General features: G+C 58.5%; 22 protein-coding genes. 1 reads left to right on the forward strand and 21 read right to left on the reverse strand.

Annotation, left to right across the window (positions count from 1 at the left end):
* Positions 1-8: 8 nt before the first annotated feature.
* The 19 genes from ACYASS_RS02060 to ACYASS_RS02150 form a co-directional block, all read right to left on the reverse strand.
* Positions 9-536 (reverse strand): chalcone isomerase family protein, encoded by a 528-nt coding sequence (locus tag ACYASS_RS02060; RefSeq protein WP_463584858.1) that lies wholly within the window; start codon positions 534-536, stop codon positions 9-11.
* Between the two features lie 186 nt (positions 537-722).
* Positions 723-1,310, reverse strand: coding sequence for a peroxidase-related enzyme (locus ACYASS_RS02065; RefSeq protein ID WP_463584859.1), 588 nt, complete (start codon positions 1,308-1,310; stop codon positions 723-725).
* On the reverse strand, positions 1,310-1,828 hold the full coding sequence (locus ACYASS_RS02070) for a CMD domain-containing protein (protein ID WP_463584860.1): 519 nt from the start codon (positions 1,826-1,828) through the stop codon (positions 1,310-1,312). The genes ACYASS_RS02065 and ACYASS_RS02070 overlap by 1 nt, the downstream gene beginning before the upstream one ends.
* Positions 1,829-1,903: 75 nt before the next feature.
* Entirely contained in the window at positions 1,904-3,469 is a 1,566-nt protein-coding gene (locus tag ACYASS_RS02075; protein WP_463584861.1) for an ABC transporter substrate-binding protein, read from the reverse strand.
* A gap of 55 nt (positions 3,470-3,524) precedes the next feature.
* Positions 3,525-4,538: an ABC transporter ATP-binding protein gene (locus ACYASS_RS02080; protein WP_463584862.1), complete on the reverse strand. Its 1,014-nt coding sequence runs from the start codon at positions 4,536-4,538 to the stop codon at positions 3,525-3,527.
* Positions 4,528-5,541, reverse strand: a complete 1,014-nt coding sequence (locus ACYASS_RS02085) for an ABC transporter ATP-binding protein (protein ID WP_463584863.1) — start codon at positions 5,539-5,541, stop codon at positions 4,528-4,530. The genes ACYASS_RS02080 and ACYASS_RS02085 overlap by 11 nt, the downstream gene beginning before the upstream one ends.
* Positions 5,538-6,443, reverse strand: coding sequence for an ABC transporter permease (locus tag ACYASS_RS02090; RefSeq protein ID WP_463584864.1), 906 nt, complete (start codon positions 6,441-6,443; stop codon positions 5,538-5,540). Before ACYASS_RS02090 ends, ACYASS_RS02085 begins: the two co-directional genes overlap by 4 nt.
* A complete protein-coding gene (locus ACYASS_RS02095; RefSeq protein WP_463584865.1) occupies positions 6,440-7,414 on the reverse strand; it encodes an ABC transporter permease in 975 nt (324 codons plus the stop codon). The genes ACYASS_RS02090 and ACYASS_RS02095 overlap by 4 nt, the downstream gene beginning before the upstream one ends.
* On the reverse strand, positions 7,411-8,871 hold the full coding sequence (locus ACYASS_RS02100; protein ID WP_463584866.1) for an FAD-dependent oxidoreductase: 1,461 nt from the start codon (positions 8,869-8,871) through the stop codon (positions 7,411-7,413). The genes ACYASS_RS02095 and ACYASS_RS02100 overlap by 4 nt, the downstream gene beginning before the upstream one ends.
* 334 nt (positions 8,872-9,205) lie before the next feature.
* Complete coding sequence (locus tag ACYASS_RS02105) at positions 9,206-10,156, reverse strand: LysR family transcriptional regulator (protein ID WP_463584867.1); 951 nt, start codon at positions 10,154-10,156, stop codon at positions 9,206-9,208.
* Between the two features lie 230 nt (positions 10,157-10,386).
* Positions 10,387-10,512 carry a hypothetical protein gene (locus ACYASS_RS02110; RefSeq protein WP_463584868.1) on the reverse strand — a complete coding sequence of 42 codons (126 nt, stop codon included), beginning with the start codon at positions 10,510-10,512 and terminating at the stop codon, positions 10,387-10,389.
* A 16-nt stretch (positions 10,513-10,528) separates the two neighbouring features.
* On the reverse strand, positions 10,529-10,858 hold the full coding sequence (locus ACYASS_RS02115; protein ID WP_463584869.1) for a hypothetical protein: 330 nt from the start codon (positions 10,856-10,858) through the stop codon (positions 10,529-10,531).
* Between the two features lie 514 nt (positions 10,859-11,372).
* Positions 11,373-13,328 (reverse strand): response regulator, encoded by a 1,956-nt coding sequence (locus tag ACYASS_RS02120; RefSeq protein WP_463584870.1) that lies wholly within the window; start codon positions 13,326-13,328, stop codon positions 11,373-11,375.
* Positions 13,318-14,184, reverse strand: coding sequence for a sensor histidine kinase (locus ACYASS_RS02125; RefSeq protein WP_463584871.1), 867 nt, complete (start codon positions 14,182-14,184; stop codon positions 13,318-13,320). The genes ACYASS_RS02120 and ACYASS_RS02125 overlap by 11 nt, the downstream gene beginning before the upstream one ends.
* Positions 14,177-15,193, reverse strand: a complete 1,017-nt coding sequence (locus ACYASS_RS02130) for an ATP-binding protein (RefSeq protein WP_463584872.1) — start codon at positions 15,191-15,193, stop codon at positions 14,177-14,179. The genes ACYASS_RS02125 and ACYASS_RS02130 overlap by 8 nt, the downstream gene beginning before the upstream one ends.
* The gene (locus tag ACYASS_RS02135) at positions 15,184-15,588 is read right to left on the reverse strand and encodes an anti-sigma regulatory factor (RefSeq protein WP_122662009.1); all 405 of its coding nucleotides are present in this window, start codon (positions 15,586-15,588) and stop codon (positions 15,184-15,186) included. The genes ACYASS_RS02130 and ACYASS_RS02135 overlap by 10 nt, the downstream gene beginning before the upstream one ends.
* The gene (locus ACYASS_RS02140) at positions 15,585-15,947 is read right to left on the reverse strand and encodes an STAS domain-containing protein (RefSeq protein WP_122662007.1); all 363 of its coding nucleotides are present in this window, start codon (positions 15,945-15,947) and stop codon (positions 15,585-15,587) included. Before ACYASS_RS02140 ends, ACYASS_RS02135 begins: the two co-directional genes overlap by 4 nt.
* A gap of 4 nt (positions 15,948-15,951) precedes the next feature.
* A complete protein-coding gene (locus tag ACYASS_RS02145; protein WP_463584873.1) occupies positions 15,952-16,800 on the reverse strand; it encodes an STAS domain-containing protein in 849 nt (282 codons plus the stop codon).
* Between the two features lie 251 nt (positions 16,801-17,051).
* Positions 17,052-17,924, reverse strand: a complete 873-nt coding sequence (locus ACYASS_RS02150; protein ID WP_463584874.1) for a LysR family transcriptional regulator — start codon at positions 17,922-17,924, stop codon at positions 17,052-17,054.
* Positions 17,925-18,070: 146 nt separating this feature from the next.
* Here ACYASS_RS02150 and ACYASS_RS02155 point away from each other — a divergent pair, with 146 nt between their 5' ends.
* Positions 18,071-19,279 (forward strand): YbfB/YjiJ family MFS transporter, encoded by a 1,209-nt coding sequence (locus tag ACYASS_RS02155; RefSeq protein ID WP_463584875.1) that lies wholly within the window; start codon positions 18,071-18,073, stop codon positions 19,277-19,279.
* A gap of 223 nt (positions 19,280-19,502) precedes the next feature.
* Here the strand turns inward: ACYASS_RS02155 and ACYASS_RS02160 are convergent, their stop codons facing one another.
* Both ACYASS_RS02160 and ACYASS_RS02165 read right to left on the reverse strand, forming a co-directional pair.
* Complete coding sequence (locus ACYASS_RS02160; RefSeq protein WP_463584876.1) at positions 19,503-20,345, reverse strand: fumarylacetoacetate hydrolase family protein; 843 nt, start codon at positions 20,343-20,345, stop codon at positions 19,503-19,505.
* Between the two features lie 44 nt (positions 20,346-20,389).
* Complete coding sequence (locus ACYASS_RS02165; protein ID WP_463584877.1) at positions 20,390-21,610, reverse strand: MFS transporter; 1,221 nt, start codon at positions 21,608-21,610, stop codon at positions 20,390-20,392.
* Positions 21,611-21,922 lie beyond the last annotated feature (312 nt).

Raw genomic sequence — 21,922 nt, forward strand, 5'->3', positions numbered from 1 at the left:
AAAATAAATTACTTGGCGGTGCGTCCCATCAGTTGCTCACGCAGCTCGGGGTTGCGGGTTTTCGGGCTTAGCCAAATATCAAAGAACGCTTTTGCAAACTGCGGATCCTGTACAACGTGCTGCAGTTTGTCACCGACGTAAAAGCGCGCTTCGCGGCCCGGGAAATACACCCCGGTGATTTTCATGCCCTCTTCAACATCGACAAACGCCTGGGCCATTTGCTCACGCCAGCCGACCAACTGCTTCTCGGGGACCGCCTTCGGTGAAGTGCGCTTGATCTCGACAATGCTGGCTTCGACCAGATCATCCCTGGAAATTGTCCGGTGATAGGTCAGCTCCAGCGCAAACGGCTGATCGGCCTTCAAAGGCTTGCCAACACTCAGCAATCGCGCGGTATAGACACGGAAGCCGAACACGCGCAGATCGCCGCCGCCGATGACCTGAGCATTGGGCAACGCTTCCTGCCACGAGGCACTTGCCACTTGACCGAACACCTGACTAAACAGCAGAAAAACCACTAAACAAAGCCGTGCCATTCGACGCCTCCCGTCCGGGTCTTCAAAACCAGACCAAAAAAGGGTCAGCATCCAGGTGCAAGGTCAAAGACCACAACAACACCGGGATGCTGACCCTTCAGACTTAAAAGCTATACGACGAACAGGAGTTTGTACAATTTTTATCGAGGTTTTTATTCAAACACTCGATTGGCTGGAAAGCCGCGCCTACTCACCTTTGTAGACGGGTTCGCCAAGGTTGAGCATTAGACGATTGGCCCAGGCGAAAATCGAAATCGCGTGGATCAGGTCCAGAATCTGCGCGTCATCCAGGCCTTGCGCACGCAGTGGCTGAATGTGTTGAGCCCCCAGCGCTGCCGGATCAAGGGTCAGGTCGATGGAAAAACGCACGATGACTTTTTCCCTGTCGGTAGTCCCGGCTGTTTCAGGGTTCGTGAAGATCTCGGCAATCACGTCATTGCGCTTGGCCAGTTGCTCAAAACGCTGGGCATGCACCGAGGCGCAATACACACACTGATTGATACGGGAAACGACCGTGCTGGCCAGCTCGCGCTCAGCCCGTGACAAGCCGCCAGGAGCGTACATGATCGCGTTGAATGCAGCCGATCGCTGGCGCAAGACTTCTGGCTGGTGTGCCAGGGTCAGGTAGTAATCGGAGACCTTGGCCTGAGGATGACTCTCCTCCAGCACAGCCACTTGTGCAGGCGTCGCGTTCTCAAGCTTGATGGTCGGCAGCCAGGCCTTCCAGCCCAGCACTTCGCTGGTGAAACCATTAATGCGGATCGGCTCACTCATCATGCGGCTCCTGCGGCAGACAATGCGGCAATGCCGGCAGCCAGCCGGACCTGATAAGACAGATAGGCAATCAACTGCGCCAGCACGACGATTTCTGCCGTGGACAATCCGGCCTGCTGCAAGACTTGCAACGCTTGCTGATCACCTTCCACCGGGCGCTCGATCAAGGTCCGGGTAAAACCGAGAATAGCTTGCAGGCGTGCGTCTTCAAGCCGATCAAGCGAACCGGTTTCAAGCGCGGCAATCATCGCCGGGGCGACATCCAGCGCCTGTAATTGCTCAAGATAGTAATCCGCCAATAACTGATTGGGGGTCAGCCTGGTGGCGAAATACGCCACCAGCAGCCGCTCGCTCAACGACAGATTGTCTGCAAGCTGCGGATCGAAAAACTGCTCATGACTGCCCTGAGTAGCGGCCAGTACTTTGTCACGAGCGTGGCGAACCTGATGCAAATGAGTACCGGGCGCGAGGCCCAGCAACCCATCCAGCACATCAGGCGATTGAACGGTGGAATTCATCACACATCCTCTGAATACATCGTGCTGAGCCCGTCGCCAGCAAGGCGTCAGGCTCAGGGTTTAAGTCTTCAAAGCTCAAGGCAGTTTGGTAACCATGCTGGCGGCGGTACGGTCGCTGACCAGAGGTTCAACTTTCAGGTCTTTGCGCGCAGCCCAAATGTTCTGGTAATGGAACAGCGGGATGATGCCGACGTCGTCAGTCACCACTTTCGCGGACTCTTCCAGAATGGCCCGACGCTTGGCTTCGTCGAACTCGGCGGTGGCTTTGGTCAGCGCCTGATCCACCAACGGATTGCTGTAGTGGCCCCAGTTGGAAGCGCCCAGACCTTTGGTGCTGTCGACGGTGGTCAGAATGTTGGTCAGCGCATAAGCCGCTTCGCCAGTACCATTACCCCAACCGATCACGCTGATCGCCAGTTCGTTCTTGTTCGCCTTACCGGCGTAAACCGCCCACGGCAGGACTTCCAGCTGTACTTTGACGCCGATACGCGACCAGAACTGCGCCACTGCCTGCATGGTTTCCGGCGCTTGCGGGTAGCGGTCACCCGGGACGTGCACGGTCAGTTGGAAGCCATCCGGGAAGCCAGCTTCCTTGAGCAGCTCCTTGGCCTGTTTCGGGTCGTACGGGATGTTTTTCAGATTCGCGTTGTAGCCAAAGGTATTGGCTGGCATCCACTGGTTGGCCTCGGTCACGGTGCCTTGCATGATGCGCTCGACAATCGCCTGACGATTGATCGCCAGCGACAACGCTTTGCGCACCTTCACGTCACGCAACGGGTTTTGCTCCAGCGGTTTGCCCGCGTTATCGCGGATAAACTCGTTCGGGCCTTCGCGGAAGCTCGGCTGAACAATCAGCGCACGCAGCCCGGAGTAAGCGTAAACCTTCACGTTCGGGCTTTGACGCAGACGGGCCACGTCCGTCGGCGAAACCTTGTCGATCACGTCCACATCACCCGCCAGCAAGGCTGCGGTGCGGCTCGCGGCATTGGCGATGTAACGATAGTCAACGCTGTCCCACAGCGGCTTATCGCCCCAGTACTCGTTGTTGCGCTCGAAAATCGTGCGATCCCCTGGCACAAAGGAGACAAACCGATAAGGCCCGGTACCGACCATGGCTTTGCCGGAGTTGTAATCGGCACTCGCAGCACCTGCACCGACGTGGCGGCTGACGATGTAAATCGAATCGACGTCCGGCAGCAGGTTGGCGTTAGGCGTGCGGGTCTTGATGATCAGGGTGTGATCATCCTTTGCCTGGATCGACTCAACGGTACGCATGGCACCGGCGTAAGACGCTACGGAGCCTGGCACGGCGCGGGCGCGCTCGAAGGAGAACACGAAATCGTCAGCGGTCAGCGGTTTGCCGTCCTGCCATTTAACGTCATCGCGCAGGCTGAACTCCCAGGTCTTGTCGTCCAGCACTTTCCAGCTTTTGGCCAGACCCGGCAGGGTCTTGTCGTCGTGACGATTGACCAGCGATTCGAAGGCGTGCAGCGCTACCGAACGATCACCGGCATAGTTGTTCAGTTGCGGATCGAGGGACGAGACCGGGTCGGCGTAACCGATACGCAAGGCTTCAGCCGAGGCACTACCGCCAGCCAGAATCAGGGCCGAGGCCAACAGTGAACGAACAAGAGGTTTCATGTGTTGTTTCCTTGTACGCAATGGCAATAAGAAAGACGGACGATCAAGCGCCCGTTCAGGCTGTTTCGTTGAGGTGACAAGCGCTCAGGTGATTCGGCGAAACCTCCCTGAGCGGTGGAACTTCCACGCGACAGCGCGCCATGGCGTGCGGGCAACGAGGATGGAAATGACACCCGGCAGGCGGGTTCAGCGGGCTGGGGATTTCCCCTTTGATCGCGTCATAGCGGGCACTGCGAATATCGAAACGCGGGATCTGCGCCAGCAAGGCCTGGGTGTATGGATGATTGGCACGACTGAACAGATCGTCGACGTCGGCGCTCTCCACGACCCGCCCCAGGTACATGACAACCACGCGATCGCACAGATGCTCAACCACGCCAAGGTCATGGCTGATGAACAGATAGGTCAGGCCCAGCTCGTCGCGCAGGTCCATGAACAGGTTAAGAATCTGCGCCTGAATCGACACGTCCAGTGCCGCCACTGATTCATCGCACACCAGCAATTCAGGCTGTACCGCCAACGCACGAGCGATACCGATGCGCTGACGCTGACCGCCACTGAACTGATGCGGATAGCGCTGGCGCAGTTGCGGGCTGAGCCCGGCACGTTGCAGTTGGGCGCTGACGTAATCGTCGAACCCGGCTTTGTCGGTCAGGCCATGCAGCAGCGCGCCCTCCCCGACGATGCGGTCCACCCGAAGGCGCGGGTTGAGGCTCGCGGACGGGTCCTGAAAAATCATCTGAATTTTCAGTCGCGCAGCCTGACGCTCTTCATGGGTGAAATCCTCAATGGACTTGCCGTCAATGAAAGCCGTGCCGGAAGACACCGGCAGCAAGCCCGCGACCATTCGGCCAAGGGTCGACTTGCCACAGCCGGACTCGCCCACCAGCCCGACCACTTCGCCCCGCACGATGCGCAGGTCTACCCGGTCAACAGCGTGAGTCACCGAGGTCGGCCGAGTCAGTTGCAGACGCTGCAACATATGCTGCAGTCCGGTTTCAGGACTGGCTTTGCCGAACGTCTTGCTGACATCGCGCAGCTCAATGATTGGCGTCGATTCATTGCTCATCGGCGGCTCCCGGATGAAAACAGCGGACCAGTCGGCCCGGCTCTATCGCTTGACTGGGCGGTTCCTGTTCGCACACCGAAGTCGCTCGGGAGCAACGGGCAGCGAAGGCACAGCCCGCTGGCATCGACAGCAAGTCCGGCGCCATGCCCGGAATCTGCCGCAGACGCTGGCCGCGTTTGTTGCGGCTTGGCAGGCTGTCGATCAGGCCTTGGGTATAGGGATGTTGCGGGCGATCCAGCACGGCGGCGACACTGCCTTGCTCAACGATCCGTCCGGCATACATCACCGCAATATCGTCGGCCAGCCCGGCGACGACCGACAGGTCATGGGTTATCCAGATCAATGAAGTGCCCTGCTGGCGGACCAGCTTCTGCACTTCACTGAGAATCTGCGCCTGAATGGTCACGTCCAGCGCGGTGGTCGGCTCATCGGCAATAATCAAGTCCGGCGAGTGCAGCAACGCAATGGCAATCGCTACCCGCTGACGCATGCCGCCAGACAACTGGTGTGGGTAGGCGCGCAAACGCTCATCAGGGCTGGCAATGCCCAGCAGCCCCAAGGTGCGACTGGCATGCTCCCGAGCGTCGGCACGGCTGAGCGGCTGATGCGCTTGCACTGCCTCGATCATTTGCGTGTCGACCCGCAGCACCGGGTTGAGGGTCATCATCGGGTCCTGGAAGATCATCGCGATCCGGTTACCCTGCAGGTGACGCAGCTCTTTGGCCGACAGACGCGTCAGGTCACGGCCTTGAAACAGCACTTCCCCGCCGCTGATCCGCCCCGGTTCATCGACCAGCCCGAGGATGGAGAAACCAGTGACTGACTTACCGGAACCGGACTCGCCCACCAGGCCAAGGATGCGCCCCGGCTGAATGCTCAGGGATACATCACGCACTGCAGGCAAGACCCCGGCGCGGGTGTAGAAAGACGTGCACAGCCCACGCACATCCAGAGTCGGCTGCACGTTTGCCAACGGCTCGGCAGAGATGTCGGGCAGGCTCATCGTTGCAACCTCGGGTTCAGCACATCACGTAAACGGTCGCCCACCAGGTTGATGGCGACGATGGTTATCAGCAGCGCCAGCCCCGGGTAGAAACTGATCCAGTACTCATCACTGAGCATGTACTGAAAACCGTTGGCAATCAGCAGGCCCAGAGAAGGTTCGGTAATCGGCACACCCAGGCCCAGGAACGACAGCGTGGCTTCCAGGGTGATCGCCCGGGCGATCTGCAATGCGCCAATGACGATCAGCGGCGGCAGGCAGTTCGGCAGAATGTGCCCAACCACGATGCGCCACGAACCAATGCCCTGCCCGCGTGCGGCATCAACGTACTCGCGGCGACTTTCAGTCAGCGCCTGACCCCGGGCAGTCCGTGCGTAGTAGGCCCACTCCAGCACCACCAGCGTCAGCATCACATTACCGACGCCCTTGCCCAGCCAGGCAAGAATCATCAACGCCATGAGAATGACCGGGAACGACAGCAGCAGATCCACCAGACGCATCAACAAGGCATCGACCCAACCGCCCGCATAGGCAGAAAGCAAACCGAGCATGGTGCCGAGTACCGCCGCGATCAACGCAGAACCGATACCTACCCAGAGACTGATACGCAGACCATAGATAATCGCCGACAACAGATCGCGACCCTGACCATCAGTCCCCAGCCAATAGGTGTAGCCGCCGTCGACGTTCTCCGTGCCTGGCGGCAGGCGCGCATCAAGCACGTTGAGTTGCATGAGGTCATAAGGGTTCTGATAGACAATCCACGGCGCCAGCGCCGCAACCCCGACAATGAACAACAACACCAGCAAACCGAGCATGGCCGTAGTCGATGTTTTGAACTCCGACACACCGCGACGCCATGGAGACTGCGCCTTGAAGGTCGCTACAGGAGCCTGGCTCATCGTTTCGCCTCCACACGCACACGCGGGTCGAGGAAGTAATACAACGCATCGACAATCAGGTTGAGCACTACAAAAATCACCACGACCACCATCAGATAAGCCACCACCACCGGACGGTCGAGCATGTTGATGCTGTCCAGAATCAACTTGCCCGCACCAGGCCAGGCAAAAATACTTTCAGTCACCACGGCATAAGCGATGGTCGAACCCAGCTCCATGGCCAACACGGTGACCAGCGGGATCATGGTGTTGCGCATCACATGCATGCACATCACCCGCACCGGCGACAGGCCTTTGGCCCGGGCAAACTTCACGTACTCCTGCGGCAGCACTTCACGCACTCCAGCACGGGTCAGACGCAGCACCAGGGATATCTTGAATAACGCCAGATTCAGCGCAGGCAAGATCAAATGCTGCAGGCCATCCAGCGTCAGGAATGACCATTGAATGCCGAGCAGCTCGCGCGTTTCGCCACGGCCACTGGCAGGCAACCAGCCGAGCTTGATGGAGAACAGCATGATCATCATCAGCGCGACCCAGAAGGCGGGAAGCGAGAAACCGACGATGCTTGAGGCCATTAGCACGCGTGACAGAGGATGATCGGGATAGCGGCCCGCGAACATGCCCAGTGGCACGCCCAGTACGACCGCCAGAAACATCGCGCTGAACGCCAGTTCAAACGTTGCAGGCAGACGCTGCACGATCAGGCGCATGGCGTCTTCGTGATAGACAAAACTTTGCCCGAGATTGCCTTGCACCGCGCCTTTGAGAAACAGCAGGTATTGCTGCCACAAAGGCTTGTCCAACCCCAGATGCGCGATGGCCGCGAGCCGTTCGGCCTGATTCAGGTCTTCGCCGACCAGAATATCCATGGGGTTGCCTATGGCGTTCAGGCCAATGAACACCACCAGCGTCATCAGCAGCACCACCAGCAGCGACTGGCTCAGACGCCGCACCAGCCAGCCGATCATCCGCGCAACTCTTGAGCCGTAGGCTCGCTGGCAACCCATTCGTCACCGAGCAGTTCAGGCTCGGCATAATTTTGCATGGCCGCGAAATGCAGCTCGATATCTTCATTGAACAACTGCCCGGCGAGACCTTGAGCGAGACGCTTGGCGCCTTCGCTGATGGCCGGAATATCACCCGACACCGCGCCGTAGCTCAGGGCTGCGGGGTAATTGAAGCAGTGGATCTGACCGATGCCAGGGCATGCGCCAGGGGTCTTTTCCTGAAACTCGAAGCACAGGCCCAAGTCCGGTAAATCCTCCAGTTCGTTATCCGGCTCTCCCCCTGGCGGTGTGAAGCTGTCGCTCCAGGCACGGACATGTTGGGCGAAGCTGGCGAACTCGGGACGCAGCTGGAAATTAGTCCGGAATCCGGTGGCAAACACCAGGAAATCCACCTCGATCCGCGCTTTCGGCGTATCCAGCCACAGGCCACCCGCCGGGTTTTGCTGAACGGCAACCACCGGGCTGTTCAAGAGGAAGCGTGAGTTGGGTGAGCGCGAGACGCGCTGGGTGCTGCCGCGTGGCGGCGGGACTTGCTGAGTGTTCAGGTATTTGCGAATTCGCCATTTCCAGGCATCCGGCAGGCGCCAGTAACCGTGGGTCATGCCGGGATTGCCAGCGCCCTTGCCTTTGTTGACGCGCGGCAGTTCGGCCCGACGAATCAACAGATCGACACGCTGCGCACCGGCTTCCAGCGCCGTGGCGGCACTGTCCATCGCCGACGCACCACCACCGATCACGGCAACGCGCTTGCCGACGAACCAGTCATCCTGCAGGCCATCAGCCGAATGCGCCCAGACATGCCGGGGCAAGCCGTGCGCGAAATCAGGCACCCAAGGGCCGCCCAACCCGTCACGCCCGGTCGCCAAAACCACATGGCGAGCCAGCACGTGCTGAGTCTCCGTCGGGCTCTCAATGTCCAGTTCCACCAGCCCGTCAGCCCTAGGCTGTACGCGGCTGACGCGATGCTCGTTGCGCACGTCGAGATTCAATGCCTTGCGATACCAACGCAGGTAATCAGCCCATTGCAGACGCGGAATCTTGTCCAGAGCGTTCCAGGCCTCGAGGCCGAACTGGGCCTCGAACCAGGCACGGAAGGTCAGTGCGGGCAACCCCAGTGCAGGCCCGGTCAGCTGCTTGGGCGAGCGCAGGGTTTCCATGCGCGCCGTGGTCGCCCAAGGGCCTTCGAAGCCGGTGGGCGATTGGTCGTAGATGCGCGCGACCACGCCCATATTGCGCAGCTCGGCGGCCAGTGCCAGCCCTGCCATACCGCCGCCGATGATGGCCACGTCCAGTACCGCCTGGCCGTCATTGACCCGTGGTTTTACCCAGGGCGCTGCGGGCAGATCCAGCCATTGCAAATCCTGCTGCAGACGAGCTTCCAGCGCAGCAAGACCGCTGACGGTGTTTATATCGGACATTTTCAATACTCGGCGCTCGAGGAAAGGTGGTCACTTGCTATACAAGAAGCGTTCCACACTCATACATTTTCGAATTCATAAGCGGTATGAATTCATATAACGAATAGTAAAAGCCGCCGAATATTCCCACAATGATGATTATTGAATATTGATATTCCATAAAGGCATTAGAGCAATCAGAACCCTGTGGGAGCCGGGCTTGCCCGCGATAAGGTTCAGGTAATCTGCCTGGCAGACCGCGGTGTCTGTATCGCGGGCAAGCACCTACATAGAAGCGGCATTCCAGATCAGGATGGAGTGAGGCAGGCGCACCGCCACCGCTCAGAACCTTCGGCTACCCCGCATATATGCTCTGCAGCAAAGCGTCGTGTTCGCTGGGGTCATGCATGATCATGGTCGGCAGCAGCGCTTGAGCGGATCTGGCGAGTTCTCCTACCAGTGCCACCGACACCTCGGAAAGCGGGCTGGCAAAGGCAGAAATCAAGCCGAAGAAGAACGGGATGTTGCACTCGATAGGGCGTACTACAACACCACTGAGCGGCACGCCCAACGCGGTGAACGGATCCACCAGTGCGATTCCCAGCCCGACACGAGCCATCTGCATCGCGACCAGCGAGGTATTTGTATCGAGCATATGCGGAGCCTTGCCGCCAGCATCCTGAAAGGCCTTGTCGATGCGCCGACGGAAGCGGAACGGGTTGGACATTGTGATCAAAGGGTGCGCGGCCAGCACCTCCATGGGCAACACATCGTAACGGGCCAGTTCTGAGTCTGCGGGCAGCACAGCGACACACGGCGACTCACCAATCCAATGGATATCCAGACCACGATGTTCAAGCGGCAGGCTCACGGCCCCCAGATCCATGGTCTTGGAAAGTACCGCCTGGACTACATTTTCCGGAGACATGCTGTGCAACTGGATATGCTGCGGCTGCAGCGCTTGTGGCAACCGGGACAAAGCCAGCGGCAGCAAACCGGCAGCCAGCGCGGGGATCGCCACAAGTTTGATCTGACGGTTCTCGTCCTGAGCAATATGCTGAGCACGCTGGCGGATATTGCGTATGCCCAACAAGGCACTTTCTACCTCGGCATACATCATGAAAGCCTTCTGGGTAGGCGTGACCTTGGGTCCGCTGCGCTCGAACAACGCAAAGCCCAGCTCCTGCTCAAGCTCCTGAATGACCCGCGTCACCGAGGGTTGTGAACGACCAAGCATTTTGCCTGCCGCCGTAACACTGCCAGCCGACATAACCGCCGCGAACGCTTCCAGTTGCCGCAAATCCATACGAACGCCTTGTTATGAACGATGAAGATCAGATACCGCCCGGCGCTAACCCACACTGGGACGCGGCCAAGCCTAACCTATCGAACACAACACGCCTACTTGGGGAATGTGGATGCGAGAGATCCTTGTTGGGGAATGGCTTTATACAGACCCAAAAACAAACGGCCCTCTGAATACGTCCAGAGGGCCGTTGAAAACAACTTACGGATTAGCACTTCTTACGAGCACTCTTACAATAAAACACGTACGCCATTAATAATGGAGATGCTCTTTCTGTGGGAACTGCCGAAGGCTGCGACGCATTCTTCCTGACCTATCGCCATCGCAGCCTTCGGCAGCGCCTGCAGATCAATCATCCGGGATCACATCAACTTAATAAGAGCGCTCAACAACCCGAGCCTCCGGCTGACGCTCGGCCTGATTCCACGCATCGCGCAGTGTTTGCAGGACATCGCTCATGAACTGCTTGTCGGCAGCGGCCTTTTTGCCGACCCAGCCGTGACCACGACGGTACATCGACAACCGGGCGCGCAGGTTCGGATGGCGATGAACAAACTCTTCTTCAGGTACGCCTGATGCAAGAGGGTCAATACGCACCTCGCCCTCTTCGCAGACCCACAATATGTGGTTATCGAGGCTGTCTTTACGCGCAGCGAACAGCTCGGCAAGTTCATTAATCGTTGGTTGGTTATTCAAGTTCATGTGTAACTCCTTGACCGCTCGTCATCTGATTAATTAGTCAGCTCAAACACATCATCAAATCGGCCAATGGGTTCATGTCGCTGCAGATAAACGAAACACAGCATTCGTTCATACGTCTGCAGAGTCGGCCCTTGACTAGATGCATGTAGCCTTGATGAAAAGCCGCTACAGAGCAGCGTCACAACGAGAGGAGAGTTAGCGAATATCCGAGACCAACAGCGACTCTGACAGCAGTCAACCACAAGCCTCATGAGGACGTATCGCCAGCACCTTCACGTCAAATAACGCTCATGCCAGGTCAGCTTCATCAATCTGCCTTGTGGGCAGCACACATCCGGGAACATCACGACGGCTCGTCGTGCATGTCAAGAACACCCTTTCCAGTTCTCCCGATCAGGGAGACAGCTGCATAATGCAAGTCGAAACGGCATGCGTCAATGATTATGTAGTGATTATTTTAGAGCACTACATATTTCTGATTCTGACCGACCGGTCACCGAAACGTGCCGGTCTGTCAGGCTTCGCGGGGATTTGTCTCAAGCATCAAGTCGACTTTCTCAAGCAATGCACCCAGCTTGAAGGGTTTGATGATCATGTCCATGCCCTGCCCCAGGAAGCTTTGCCGGTTAACGGCATTCTCTGCGTACCCGGTCATGAACAGCACCGGCAGGCACGGTCGCCAGGCCCTGGCGCGATCTGCCAACTCGCGGCCATTCATATGTGGCAAACCGACGTCTGTGAGCAGCAGGTCGATCGATGGATCGTTTTCCAGTATCGAAAGCGCCGTAGGAACGTCCGATGCCTGGGTGCAGCGATAACCTGTATCGATCAATAACTCGTTGACGAACATTCGCACCGAGGCTGTGTCTTCCACGATGAGAATGTGTTGCCCTGCACCCTCTCGTGGCGCCGCGGCGGGTGGCAGCTCGACCGGCACAGAGTCGATTCCGGCAGGCAGCATCAGGGTGACTTCAGTCCCGTGCCCCGCAACACTACGGATCACGACATCGCCCCGCGACTGCCGGGCAAAACCGTAAATCGTTGAGAGTCCCAGCCCCGTGCCTTCACCGATGGGTTTGGTGGTGAAGAACGGGTCAAATACTTTATCGATGACGCTGTGTTCGATGCCAATCCCGTCGTCTTTAACGGATAGCGCGAGGTACGGACCGTCCGCCAGCCTCGCGTCGCCCTTGGAATGAGCAGCGAAAGTGGTCACACGGATCGTGCCGCCCTTAGGCAATGCGTCGCGGGCATTGATGACCAGATTCAGCAAAGCGCTTTCCAGCTGGCTGGAATCCACCAGCGCGATGGCCGACTGCGAAGTAAGGTCCAGTGTCAGCGCTATGCGTTTGCCGATGGTGCGCCGTAGCAAGTCTTCCAGGGACCGGATGTGTTGGTTGATATCAATCGGCCGGGCGTCCAGTGGCTGCTGACGGGCAAATGCCAGCAGGCGGTGAGTCAATGCAGCGGCACTTGACGCCGACGCCAGCGCTGCCTCGGCGTAACGCATGATTTTCTCGGGACGGTTTTCCTGGGTGCGCTTCTTGATCAACTCGATGCCGGTAATGATTCCGGTCAGCAAATTGTTGAAGTCGTGGGCGATGCCACCGGTCAACTTGCCAATCGCATCCATTTTTTGCGCCTGAAGCAACTGCGCCTCAGTGCGCGCCCGTTCGGCAACCTCGTGGGCAAGCCGGGTGTTGACGTTGTCGAGTTGCTTGAGGTGTGACTGCTCACGCTGCCGGTGCTCTGTCACGTCCTCGATAAACACCAGGCTCAACTGCGGCGTGCGATAAGGCGATATCTGCCACTCGGTCTCACGCAGCTCGCCTCTGACCAGCATGCGCAATGTGCCTTGCCAGCGTTCGCCCGCCAGCAAGCCAGCGCGCAGTTCCTGAATAATCTCATCCTGACCCTCAGCCAGGGAGCCGAGCATTGTTGGCTGTGCCACGCTTTGCTGAATCAGCACTGCGAAGGCGTGGTTGCACTCATGAACCTTGAGCTGTGCATCCATGACTGCAATGGGCGCGGAAATGTTGACGAAGATTTCCCGGAAGCGCGCCTCACTTTCGCGCAAGGCGTACTCGGTGTCTCGTACCCGCAGCAAGGTGCGTAATGTAGCCAACAGCACATCCGGGTCTACCGGGTGCACCAGATACGCATCAGCCCCTGCCTCCAGCCCGGTGACAATGTCCGCGGTCTGAATAGACGCAGCAGAGACATGCACCACCGGCAGCAAAGCAGTACGTGGCTCGGAACGCAGCAGTCTGACAATGTCAAAACCGCTCATGTCCGGCAGGTTCACATCAAGGATCAATGCATCAGGGACCTGTGCAGCGATCAGCTCCAGGCCCTCGGTGCCGGTGCCCGCTTCCGAAACGATGAAGTCGTGACGTTCCATGCGCCGACGCAACGCGTAACGCGTGGCGGCGTTGTCATCGACGATCAGTAACCGCAGCTCACGTTTCATCGGGATGCCCTGCCGCAATGGCCAGCGGAATGATGACGAAGAATGTTGACCCCTGGCCCGGCTCGCTCTCAAGCCCTACCCGCCCGCCAAGCAATTCAGCGAAACGTTTGCATAAAGACAAGCCAAGGCCCGTACCACGCAGCCGTTTCTGCAAGGGCGAATCGATCTGGGAGAAGTCTTCGAAAAGCGCGCCGTGCATTTCCTGAGGAATGCCTACGCCGGTGTCACTTACCGCGAAGCGTATTTCGTTCTCGCCTTCCAGCCGGGCCGAAACCCGCACCTCGCCACGCTGAGTGAACTTGAGGGAGTTGGAAACGAAGTTGCGCAGAATCTGTGCAAGCTTTTTGTCGTCAGTGTACAGCCGGGGCAAGCCCACTGGCTCTTCGAAAATGAGGTCAACAGAGGAGGCGTTCACGATCGGTCGAAACATCCCGCGTAACGCCGAGAACAAGTCGAACATGTCGAACCAGGCAGGGGAAATCGAGATGCGCCCGGCTTCAATCTTGGCCAGGTCCAGCAAGTCATCGACCATGTCGCTCAACTCACGGGCCGCGCCACTGACGAATGCGACCTGCTTGTGTTGCTCGTCACTCAGCGGCCCGTCGATTTCGTCCTTGAGCAAGCTGGTGATACTCAGAATCGAGCCCAACGGAGTACGGAACTCATGACTCATGTATGAGAGAAAACGGCTTTTCAAGTCAGAGGCCTGACGCAATTCATCTGCCTGATTGTCGAGCTCGGCATACAACGCCAGTACACCCTGATTGGTCTCTTCAAGCTCGGCACGCAAGGCATCCGCCTCAGCGCGCAGTTGCTGTAGCTCAAGGGACTGATCGGTAACAGTCGAATCAGGCATTGAACGCCTCCAGGGTAATGACCAAAACAGTGACATCGTCGCGCCCGCGGCAAAAATCGCGATGCAGCACAGCAGCGATAATCGCTGGATGACGATAGATCAGACCCGGATAGTCACGCAGGTTCCAACGAGATTGCAGGCCATCGCTGAACATCACCAGCAACTGGCCTTGCGCGCCCGCATGCTCGAACGCCTGAGCCTTTCGGAACTGCAGACCGACGATGCCCGGATGCGATACCAACCCTCGGGTCTTTTCACCCTCAATCAGCGTTGCGCCGATATTGCCGATTCCCACAAAACGCAGCCCACCGCTACCCGCGTCGAACTGAACGACTGCCGCCGCGCCGCCACGCGTGCCCCTCATGGTGTGGTGCATATCGTCAAAAATCTGCTCGGCCGAATCGAAAGGCCGTAACTGAAACTCCACCTCGCCCGCACGGGCAGCGACTTCAGCGTCTTCACCATGACCCAAGCCATCGATGACCAGTACGCTGATCCGCGGCCCGTCTATCGCCAGCGACCAGACGTCACCGCAGGCTGGATCATCATGCAGTGAATGCTGACTGATACCGATGCGCAGATCCCGGACCTTGTTTTTACGTGGATAAAACCGGGTCAGAACCACTGAGCCACGGGCATCCGCATGGACATCAAAGACGTCAGCCTGTCGCGACATTGCGCCAAGGCCGATACCTTGCGTGCCACCGGTCGAGAAACCGTCGCGCAGACAGTCATGCAGGTCGAAGCCCGGGCCGCGATCCACGGCAATAATCTCGATGCCCGACAGCGCCGGCGAATTGAACACCCGCAGGTGCAATTCGCCACGCCCCACATGCTTGAGGATGTTGCTGGCCAGTTCGGTAGCCACCAACGCAACACGTCCGGCATCCACCTCATCGAACGCAAGTGCTTGCGCCAACTGCTGAGCGGTACGTCTGGCGTGCCCTACCTGGCTGCTGTCTTCGATCAACAAAACCTGCGTCAGGGTGCTGCGCAGATTCAAGTCCATCGGGTAATCGTTATTCGGGTACCGGCACCGGGCGCGGTGTCCAGTTCAAACTCTTCCACCAGGCGTTTGGCGCCCGTCAAACCAAGCCCCATGCCGTTGCCGGAAGTCCAGCCATCGGTCATCGCCAGTTTCAGATCAGGGATGCCCGGCCCTTCGTCGCGGAAGGTAATACGCAAGCCAGTGCGCAGGCCATCTTCAATAATCTGCCAGTCCATGTCGCCGCCGCCACCGTAGACCATGGTGTTGCGGGCCAACTCGCTGACAGCGGTGACCATCTTGGTCAGATCAATCAAGCGCATGCCGCACTCCTGAGCCAGCTTGCGCGCGGTCTGGCGCGCAAGTACGACATCCTGTTCGATCAGCACAGGTTGCGTGCCGCTGCTACGCACGGTCATTGCGCGTGTACTCGCTCTTGCAGCAGTTTCATCCCGCGCTCGACGTTCAACGCGGTGCTCACGCCCGGCAAGGTCATGCCCAGTTCAACCAGCGTGATGGCCACAGCGGGTTGCATCCCCACCAGCACGGTCTCGGCATCCATGATCCGCGACAAGCCGGAAATGGTGCCGATCATGCGCCCGACGAACGAATCGACGATGTCCAGCGCGGAGATATCGATCAAGACACCCCGTGCAGAGGTTTTGCTGATGCGCTCGGACAGGTCGTCCTGCAGGGTCAGCGCAAGCTGATCATGCATGTCGACCTGAATAGTGACGAGCAGATAAGCCCCCATCTGCAGAATAGGAATACGTTCCATGAACTTATACCGCCTTGGTGACGGTCAGCCCCAGGCGCTTCAGCGACAGAGCCAGCGCATCGGCGAGGTTAGCCTTGGTCACGACGCCCTGCAGGTCCAGGCCCAGGTGCACGATGGTTTGTGCAATTTGCGGACGCACGCCACTGATGATGCAGTCGGCGCCCATCAAACGGATAGCGGTGACGGTTTTCAGCAGGTGCTGGGCGACCAGCGTGTCAACGGTTGGCACCCCGGTGATGTCGATGATCGCGATTTCCGAACCGGTATCGACGATGCGCTGCAACAAAGACTCCATGACCACCTGAGTCCGCTGCGAATCCAGGGTGCCGATCATTGGCAAAGCCAGTACGCCGTCCCAAAGTTTGACGACCGGGGTCGACAGCTCCAGCAACTCTTCTTGCTGACGCTTGATCACGCTCTCACGCGACTTCTGGAAGGTGCGGATAGTGTGCATGGCCAGCGCGTCAAGCAACTCGGACAGCTCCAGCAACTGCTCGGCATACATCACCGGATCAGCGTGGTATTCACGCTGCAGCAAAGCAAACAAAGGCCCTTTGAAGGAAAAAATAAAACTGGCGGTCTGCTGTGAGTCCTGACCGATCAGGGCGCGGCTTTGAGAAAGCTTTTCGAGGAACTGGCGAATTTCATCCCAGTCACTGCCTGACAGTGATTGATGACGCCCCTTCTCTGCCACAGAAACAACCAGGTGGAAGAAATCTGCCATCTGTTGTTTCAGGTCATCATCCTTGATGTTGCGAGTTGCACCGTTTGCTTCCAGTGCTGCACCCCATGCGGCTGTCAACTCGGACTGAGACTTCTTGATCGCTTCAACGGTCTGCTGCACTGCTGCCATATTGTTTGAACTCCGGACCGATGTCGGCAAACCTGATCACTCAGGCATGCAACATAAAGATGAAAAAAAGGGGGGCGAGGCTCGCCATGCGGCGATTCTCTACCATTTGCCTTGAAATGCAAGCGGCCGATAATGGCACATTGGTTAATGCTCGTCGTCAAGGTGTAAAGACGCCGATTTTCGAGGAAAAACAACCGTAAATCGGTTTTATGATGTCAAAAGCATCCATTCGAGTGTAAGCACTGTAAGCCTCATCCAACCTCGCCAAATACGTCGACAATCTGCTCAATCACCGCCCTGACCCGCGCGGTATGCCGCAAATCTTCGTGGGTCACTAGCCAGACGTCATAGGTTTCCTGCCGTTGCCGGTCAGGCCACAGCCGGGTCAGCCCGTCCCGCTCACCCAGGCACACCGGGATTTCGCCAATGCCGATTCCTGCAGCGATTGAACGTCTCATCATCAAGCCCGAATTAACGGTTGCAACCAGACGCCCTTGAGTGACCGGCTCAGAAACGATAGTCGCTTCACGGCCACTTTCCAGATAGGGCTGAAACATGATCACGTCGTGCCCGGCAAAGGCTGCACCTTGTTCAGGTGAACCGCGACGTTGTGCATATTCCGCCGAAGCGAACAGCCCCACCGGCCAGCGGGCGATGCACCGGGCGATCAGGTCAGGGTTTTCCGGCTTGACGTTTCTGATTGCAATGTCGGCTTCGCGCCTGGACAGGCTGAGCATTTGAATCGAAGCATCAAGCCGGACTTTCACATCAGGGTGCTGCAGATGCAGGTTGGCGATGGCGGGAATCAGAAAGTCGATGGCTAACGAATCGGTAGAGGTGATGCGCACCTCTCCCTTCAGTCGATCATCAAGCCCCTGAACCTGACGCTGAAGCTCCAGTGCCGAACGCTCCATTTTTTCCGCCGAGCGAAACACCGCCTCCCCCGCGGCTGTCAGCACGTAGCCTTCCGAAGTCCGTAAAAATACCGTGGTGCCCAGGGCCTTCTCCAGCGCCGCGATTCTGCGCCCGACAGTGGCCTGATCCACATTCAGCACGCGCGCCGCGCCGCGCAACGTGGACTTCCTGCATACAGCCAGAAAGATTCGCGTGTCGTCCCAATTCAAAAATCGCCTCCGTGATGCATTTTTGCATCTCAGCCAAGAGAATTAACTGCAATATTGCATCAATCATCGCCGTTACTATGGACGCAGCCAAGCACTTTGCAGTGCTCACTTTGATTTCCAGAATTCATGGGTAAGGACATTCCACCATGCACACCACCACTGACACCCTTGCACCCCGGCGCAATAGCGTCTGGCTGCATATTCTTGCGGGCCTTAGCGCTAGCCTGGTCAGCATTGGCCTGGCGCGATTCGCCTATACGCCGTTGATTCCTTCACTGATTCACGCCCAGTGGTTCTCCGCATCGGATGTGATTTATCTGAGTGCAGCCAACCTGATCGGTTATCTGATCGGCGCGCTGACCGGCCGCCCTATTGCCGCGCGACTGTCCAACGCGCATTCACTGCGGCTGATGATGCTGATTGCCACCGCCTCGTTCTTTGCGTGCGCGTACCCGCTGTCCCTCGCCTGGTTCTTCAGTTGGCGCTTGCTGTCCGGTATCGCAGGCGGCGCAATCATGGTGGTGGTGGCCGCAACCGTGACTCCTCACGTGCCCGTCGCTCGCCGGGGGCTGGCCAGCGGCGCAATTTTTATCGGTGTCGGCCTCGGCATCGCCGGTTCCGGCACGCTGGTACCGTTCCTCTTGTCCCTGGGCTTGCGCGATGCCTGGGTTGGCCTCGGCCTGGTATCCCTCGCACTGACCGCAATCAGCTGGTTCGGCTGGCCATCGGCAAGTGCTACCGCAGCAGCGTCGGCCTCAAGCCCAGAGCCCCATCAATCGCAGCACAGCCGCATGGATCCAGGGATCTACCTGTTGTTCGGCCAATACGCGCTGATGGCCATCGGTCTGGTACCAGCGATGGTATTTCTGGTGGATTACGTGACGCGGGGGCTTGGTCTTACTGCGCACGCCGGTGCAGTGATCTGGGTCATGTACGGCGTCGGGGCGATTCTGGGGCCTGTGGTTTATGGCTTTCTGGCGGACCGTCTGGGCGCGCGCGCCTCAATTCGTGTGGTGTTGGCAGCACAGGCAGTGGCTGTCGCGTTGTTGTGCAGCACCAGCAGTTTCGCCCTGCTCGCGCTGCTGGCTGTGATCATTGGTTCGTTCCCGCCCGGCATCGTGCCACTGGCGCTGGGCCGGATCCACGAACTGGTACCTCGCCACGACATGCAGCAAGTCGCCTGGAGCCGTGCGACCGTTTCCTTTGCGACGTTTCAGGCGCTGGGCGGTTATGGGTATTCAGTGATTTTCAACGCCAACGACGGCCACCACGTCATGTTGTTCGTGATCGCCGCATCGGCTATTGCGGTTGCTTTGGTGGCTGATTTTGTTGCTGCGTTGATTGCTCGAAATTGAACCACTTACCGGATGTGAAATGTGCTCCCCTTGTGGGAGCTGAGCTTGCTCGCGATGAGCGACGACATCCCATGCCTGATCCATCAAGGGCTGAGTCCTGAGCAAGCCTCGTACACAGGCTGCGGATGCACCGCCCCCATCGCGAATAAATTCGCTCCTACCGGGGTTTGCGTTTGCAGGCCAACACAGAATTTCCCCCAAGGTAATCGCATTTCAGGCAACGTCAAAACGCCTTGATCACCTGCCGCTGCTGCCCAAGCCCTTCGACACCCAGCGTCACCACATCGCCGGGTTTGAGAAACAGCGGCTCAGGTTTATGGCCCAGCCCAACCCCGGCGGGGGTACCGGTGCAGATCAGGTCGCTGGGCTCCAGCTCGATGAACTGCGACACATAGCTCACGACAGTCGCCACATCGAAAATCTGGTTAGCCGTATTGCCGTCCTGATGGCGCGTGCCGTTAACGTCCAGCCACAACGCCAGCTTGCTGGAATCAGCCACTTCATCCGTGGTTACCAGCCAAGGGCCAACAGGCGCAAAGCCTGGGAAGCTCTTGCCTTTGGTCCACTGCCCGCCCCGCTCCATCTGATAACTGCGCTCGGAAAAGTCATTCACCACGCAGTAACCGGCGATATGCTTCAGGGCGTCAGCTTTGTCGATATACAAGCCCTGAGTACCGATGACGATCCCCAGTTCAACCTCCCAGTCGGCCTTCACCGAGCCGATCGGCAAGCGAATATCGTCGTTGGCGCCGGTGGGATGGCAAGCCTTGAGGAACATCACCGGCTCGGCAGGGATCGGCAAATTGGTTTCAGCGGCGTGATCGGTGTAATTGAGCCCGATGCAGATCACCCGCCCGCCTTTACTGACGGGTGGGCCAACACGCACATCGGCAGCAACCAACGGCAGCGACGCGCTATTGATCGCGCTCAAACGCGACAGGCTTTCGCTGGAAAGTGCAGCACCGTCGATGTCATCGAGGTGAGCAGATAGGTCACGAATATCACCGTTGGAGTCGATCAGACCCGGTTTTTCAGCACCCGGCAGACCATAGCGAACCAGCTTCATAGGGGTATTCCTTGTCTGTAGATAGGCGCAAGCACACTGTAATCTCAAGGCGTCAATGGCTGGGCGCTGCTGGCGATGGCGGGCCTGCGCACAAGGACCACCAGCAAAATCGCAAACAGGCTCAACAATGCGAGTGCTGCACAGCCTACATCAATCGCCAGATCCAGGCCCCAGCGTGTCGCAGCCCTGCCCAGCGACATCGCCACCACGCCCTGCATCAGATACGCCACCAGAAACAACGCAGACAACGTGCCAGCCCGATGATGAGCCGGTGCATGGGCATTGATCAGATTCAGGCCGCCCATGAACAGCAGGCTGTAGCCAACACCACTGCTGGCGCTCGATAACAGGAACACCGCAAGTGCATGGTCAGAGGTTGCGAGGATCAGCAACAACATGCCCATGCAGGCGAATGCACCACCAATGATGATCGCGACATGGGCAGACAGCCGCCGCGCGACAATACCGGTCGCGCCAGTAACAATCGCAAACACCGAAATAGCGGCGCCGTTGACCAATGCATTGCTGGAACCGATCAGGTCGTGGGCAATCTGCGACCCTAACGAGAGCATCGTTGCCCCCAGTGAATAGCCGCTGAGCACAGCGGTGACTGCCACCAGAAACACCCTGCGCAGCGGTTTATGGATGCTCGGCAAGCGCGGTTTCCAGGCCTGCCTGCTTTCTGCGCGTGTATGCCGGGGCAGGAACCAGGTACCGAACAGCGTTGCAATCAACACCAGCGCTAACAGCAGGAAACTCAAGCGGGTCGGCAGCGGCGCGTACTGAATCAACGCGCCGCTGAGGATCAACGCTGAGGCCAGCCCCAATGCCTGCGCTGCAGTGGTAATCGAACCGGCCTGTTTAGCCTGCCCCGGCGCACTGAACTCCACCACCGCAGCGGCTGAAGGCCCGGCAGACAGTCCGACGCCGATACCCATGAACGCCCGCCCGATCAGGAGCCAGGTCACGTCGGGTGCCACAGCGAACAGCAACACGCCCAGCAATGATGACCCCAACCCCAGCAGCATCGCAGCACGCCGTCCGATGTAATCAGACAGATCACCGAGCACGATCAGTGTCGCCACCACAGCGATGGGGAACACTGCGAAGATCAGCGTTGTGACGGTCGGTGTCAGCGACCATTCCCGGGCATACAGCGGGTAGGTCATGGCAGGCGCAGCACTGGTCCACAACGTGTGCATGACCACCGCAGCAGCCACCCAGAAAGAACCCCGGCGACCCAGCGTGTAATGTCGAAAATTCATGGGGGAGCCTCAATGATCAATGCGCTTATAAAACAACGAATAGCATCGAGCGGGATTGTTTGGCCGTGCTAATAAGTCAGCGCAAATCCGGTAGGAGCGAATTCATTCGCGAAGGCGTCAGTACAGCCAACAAACCTGCATCGTCACAAACACCGCCCTCCCGGCTGAGGCCGGTCCCACGTCCATCTGCTCAAATCCCTGTGGGAGCCGAGGTTGCTGGCCGTAAAGGCCCTGCGGACTAACAATTATAGCCAGCCGCCCGATTGCCAGCAACCGCGGCGCCCCCCAAAAGGGTTTGGGGGAGGGGGGCGA

It is taken from the genome of Pseudomonas sp. HP_14 (assembly GCF_055283875.1).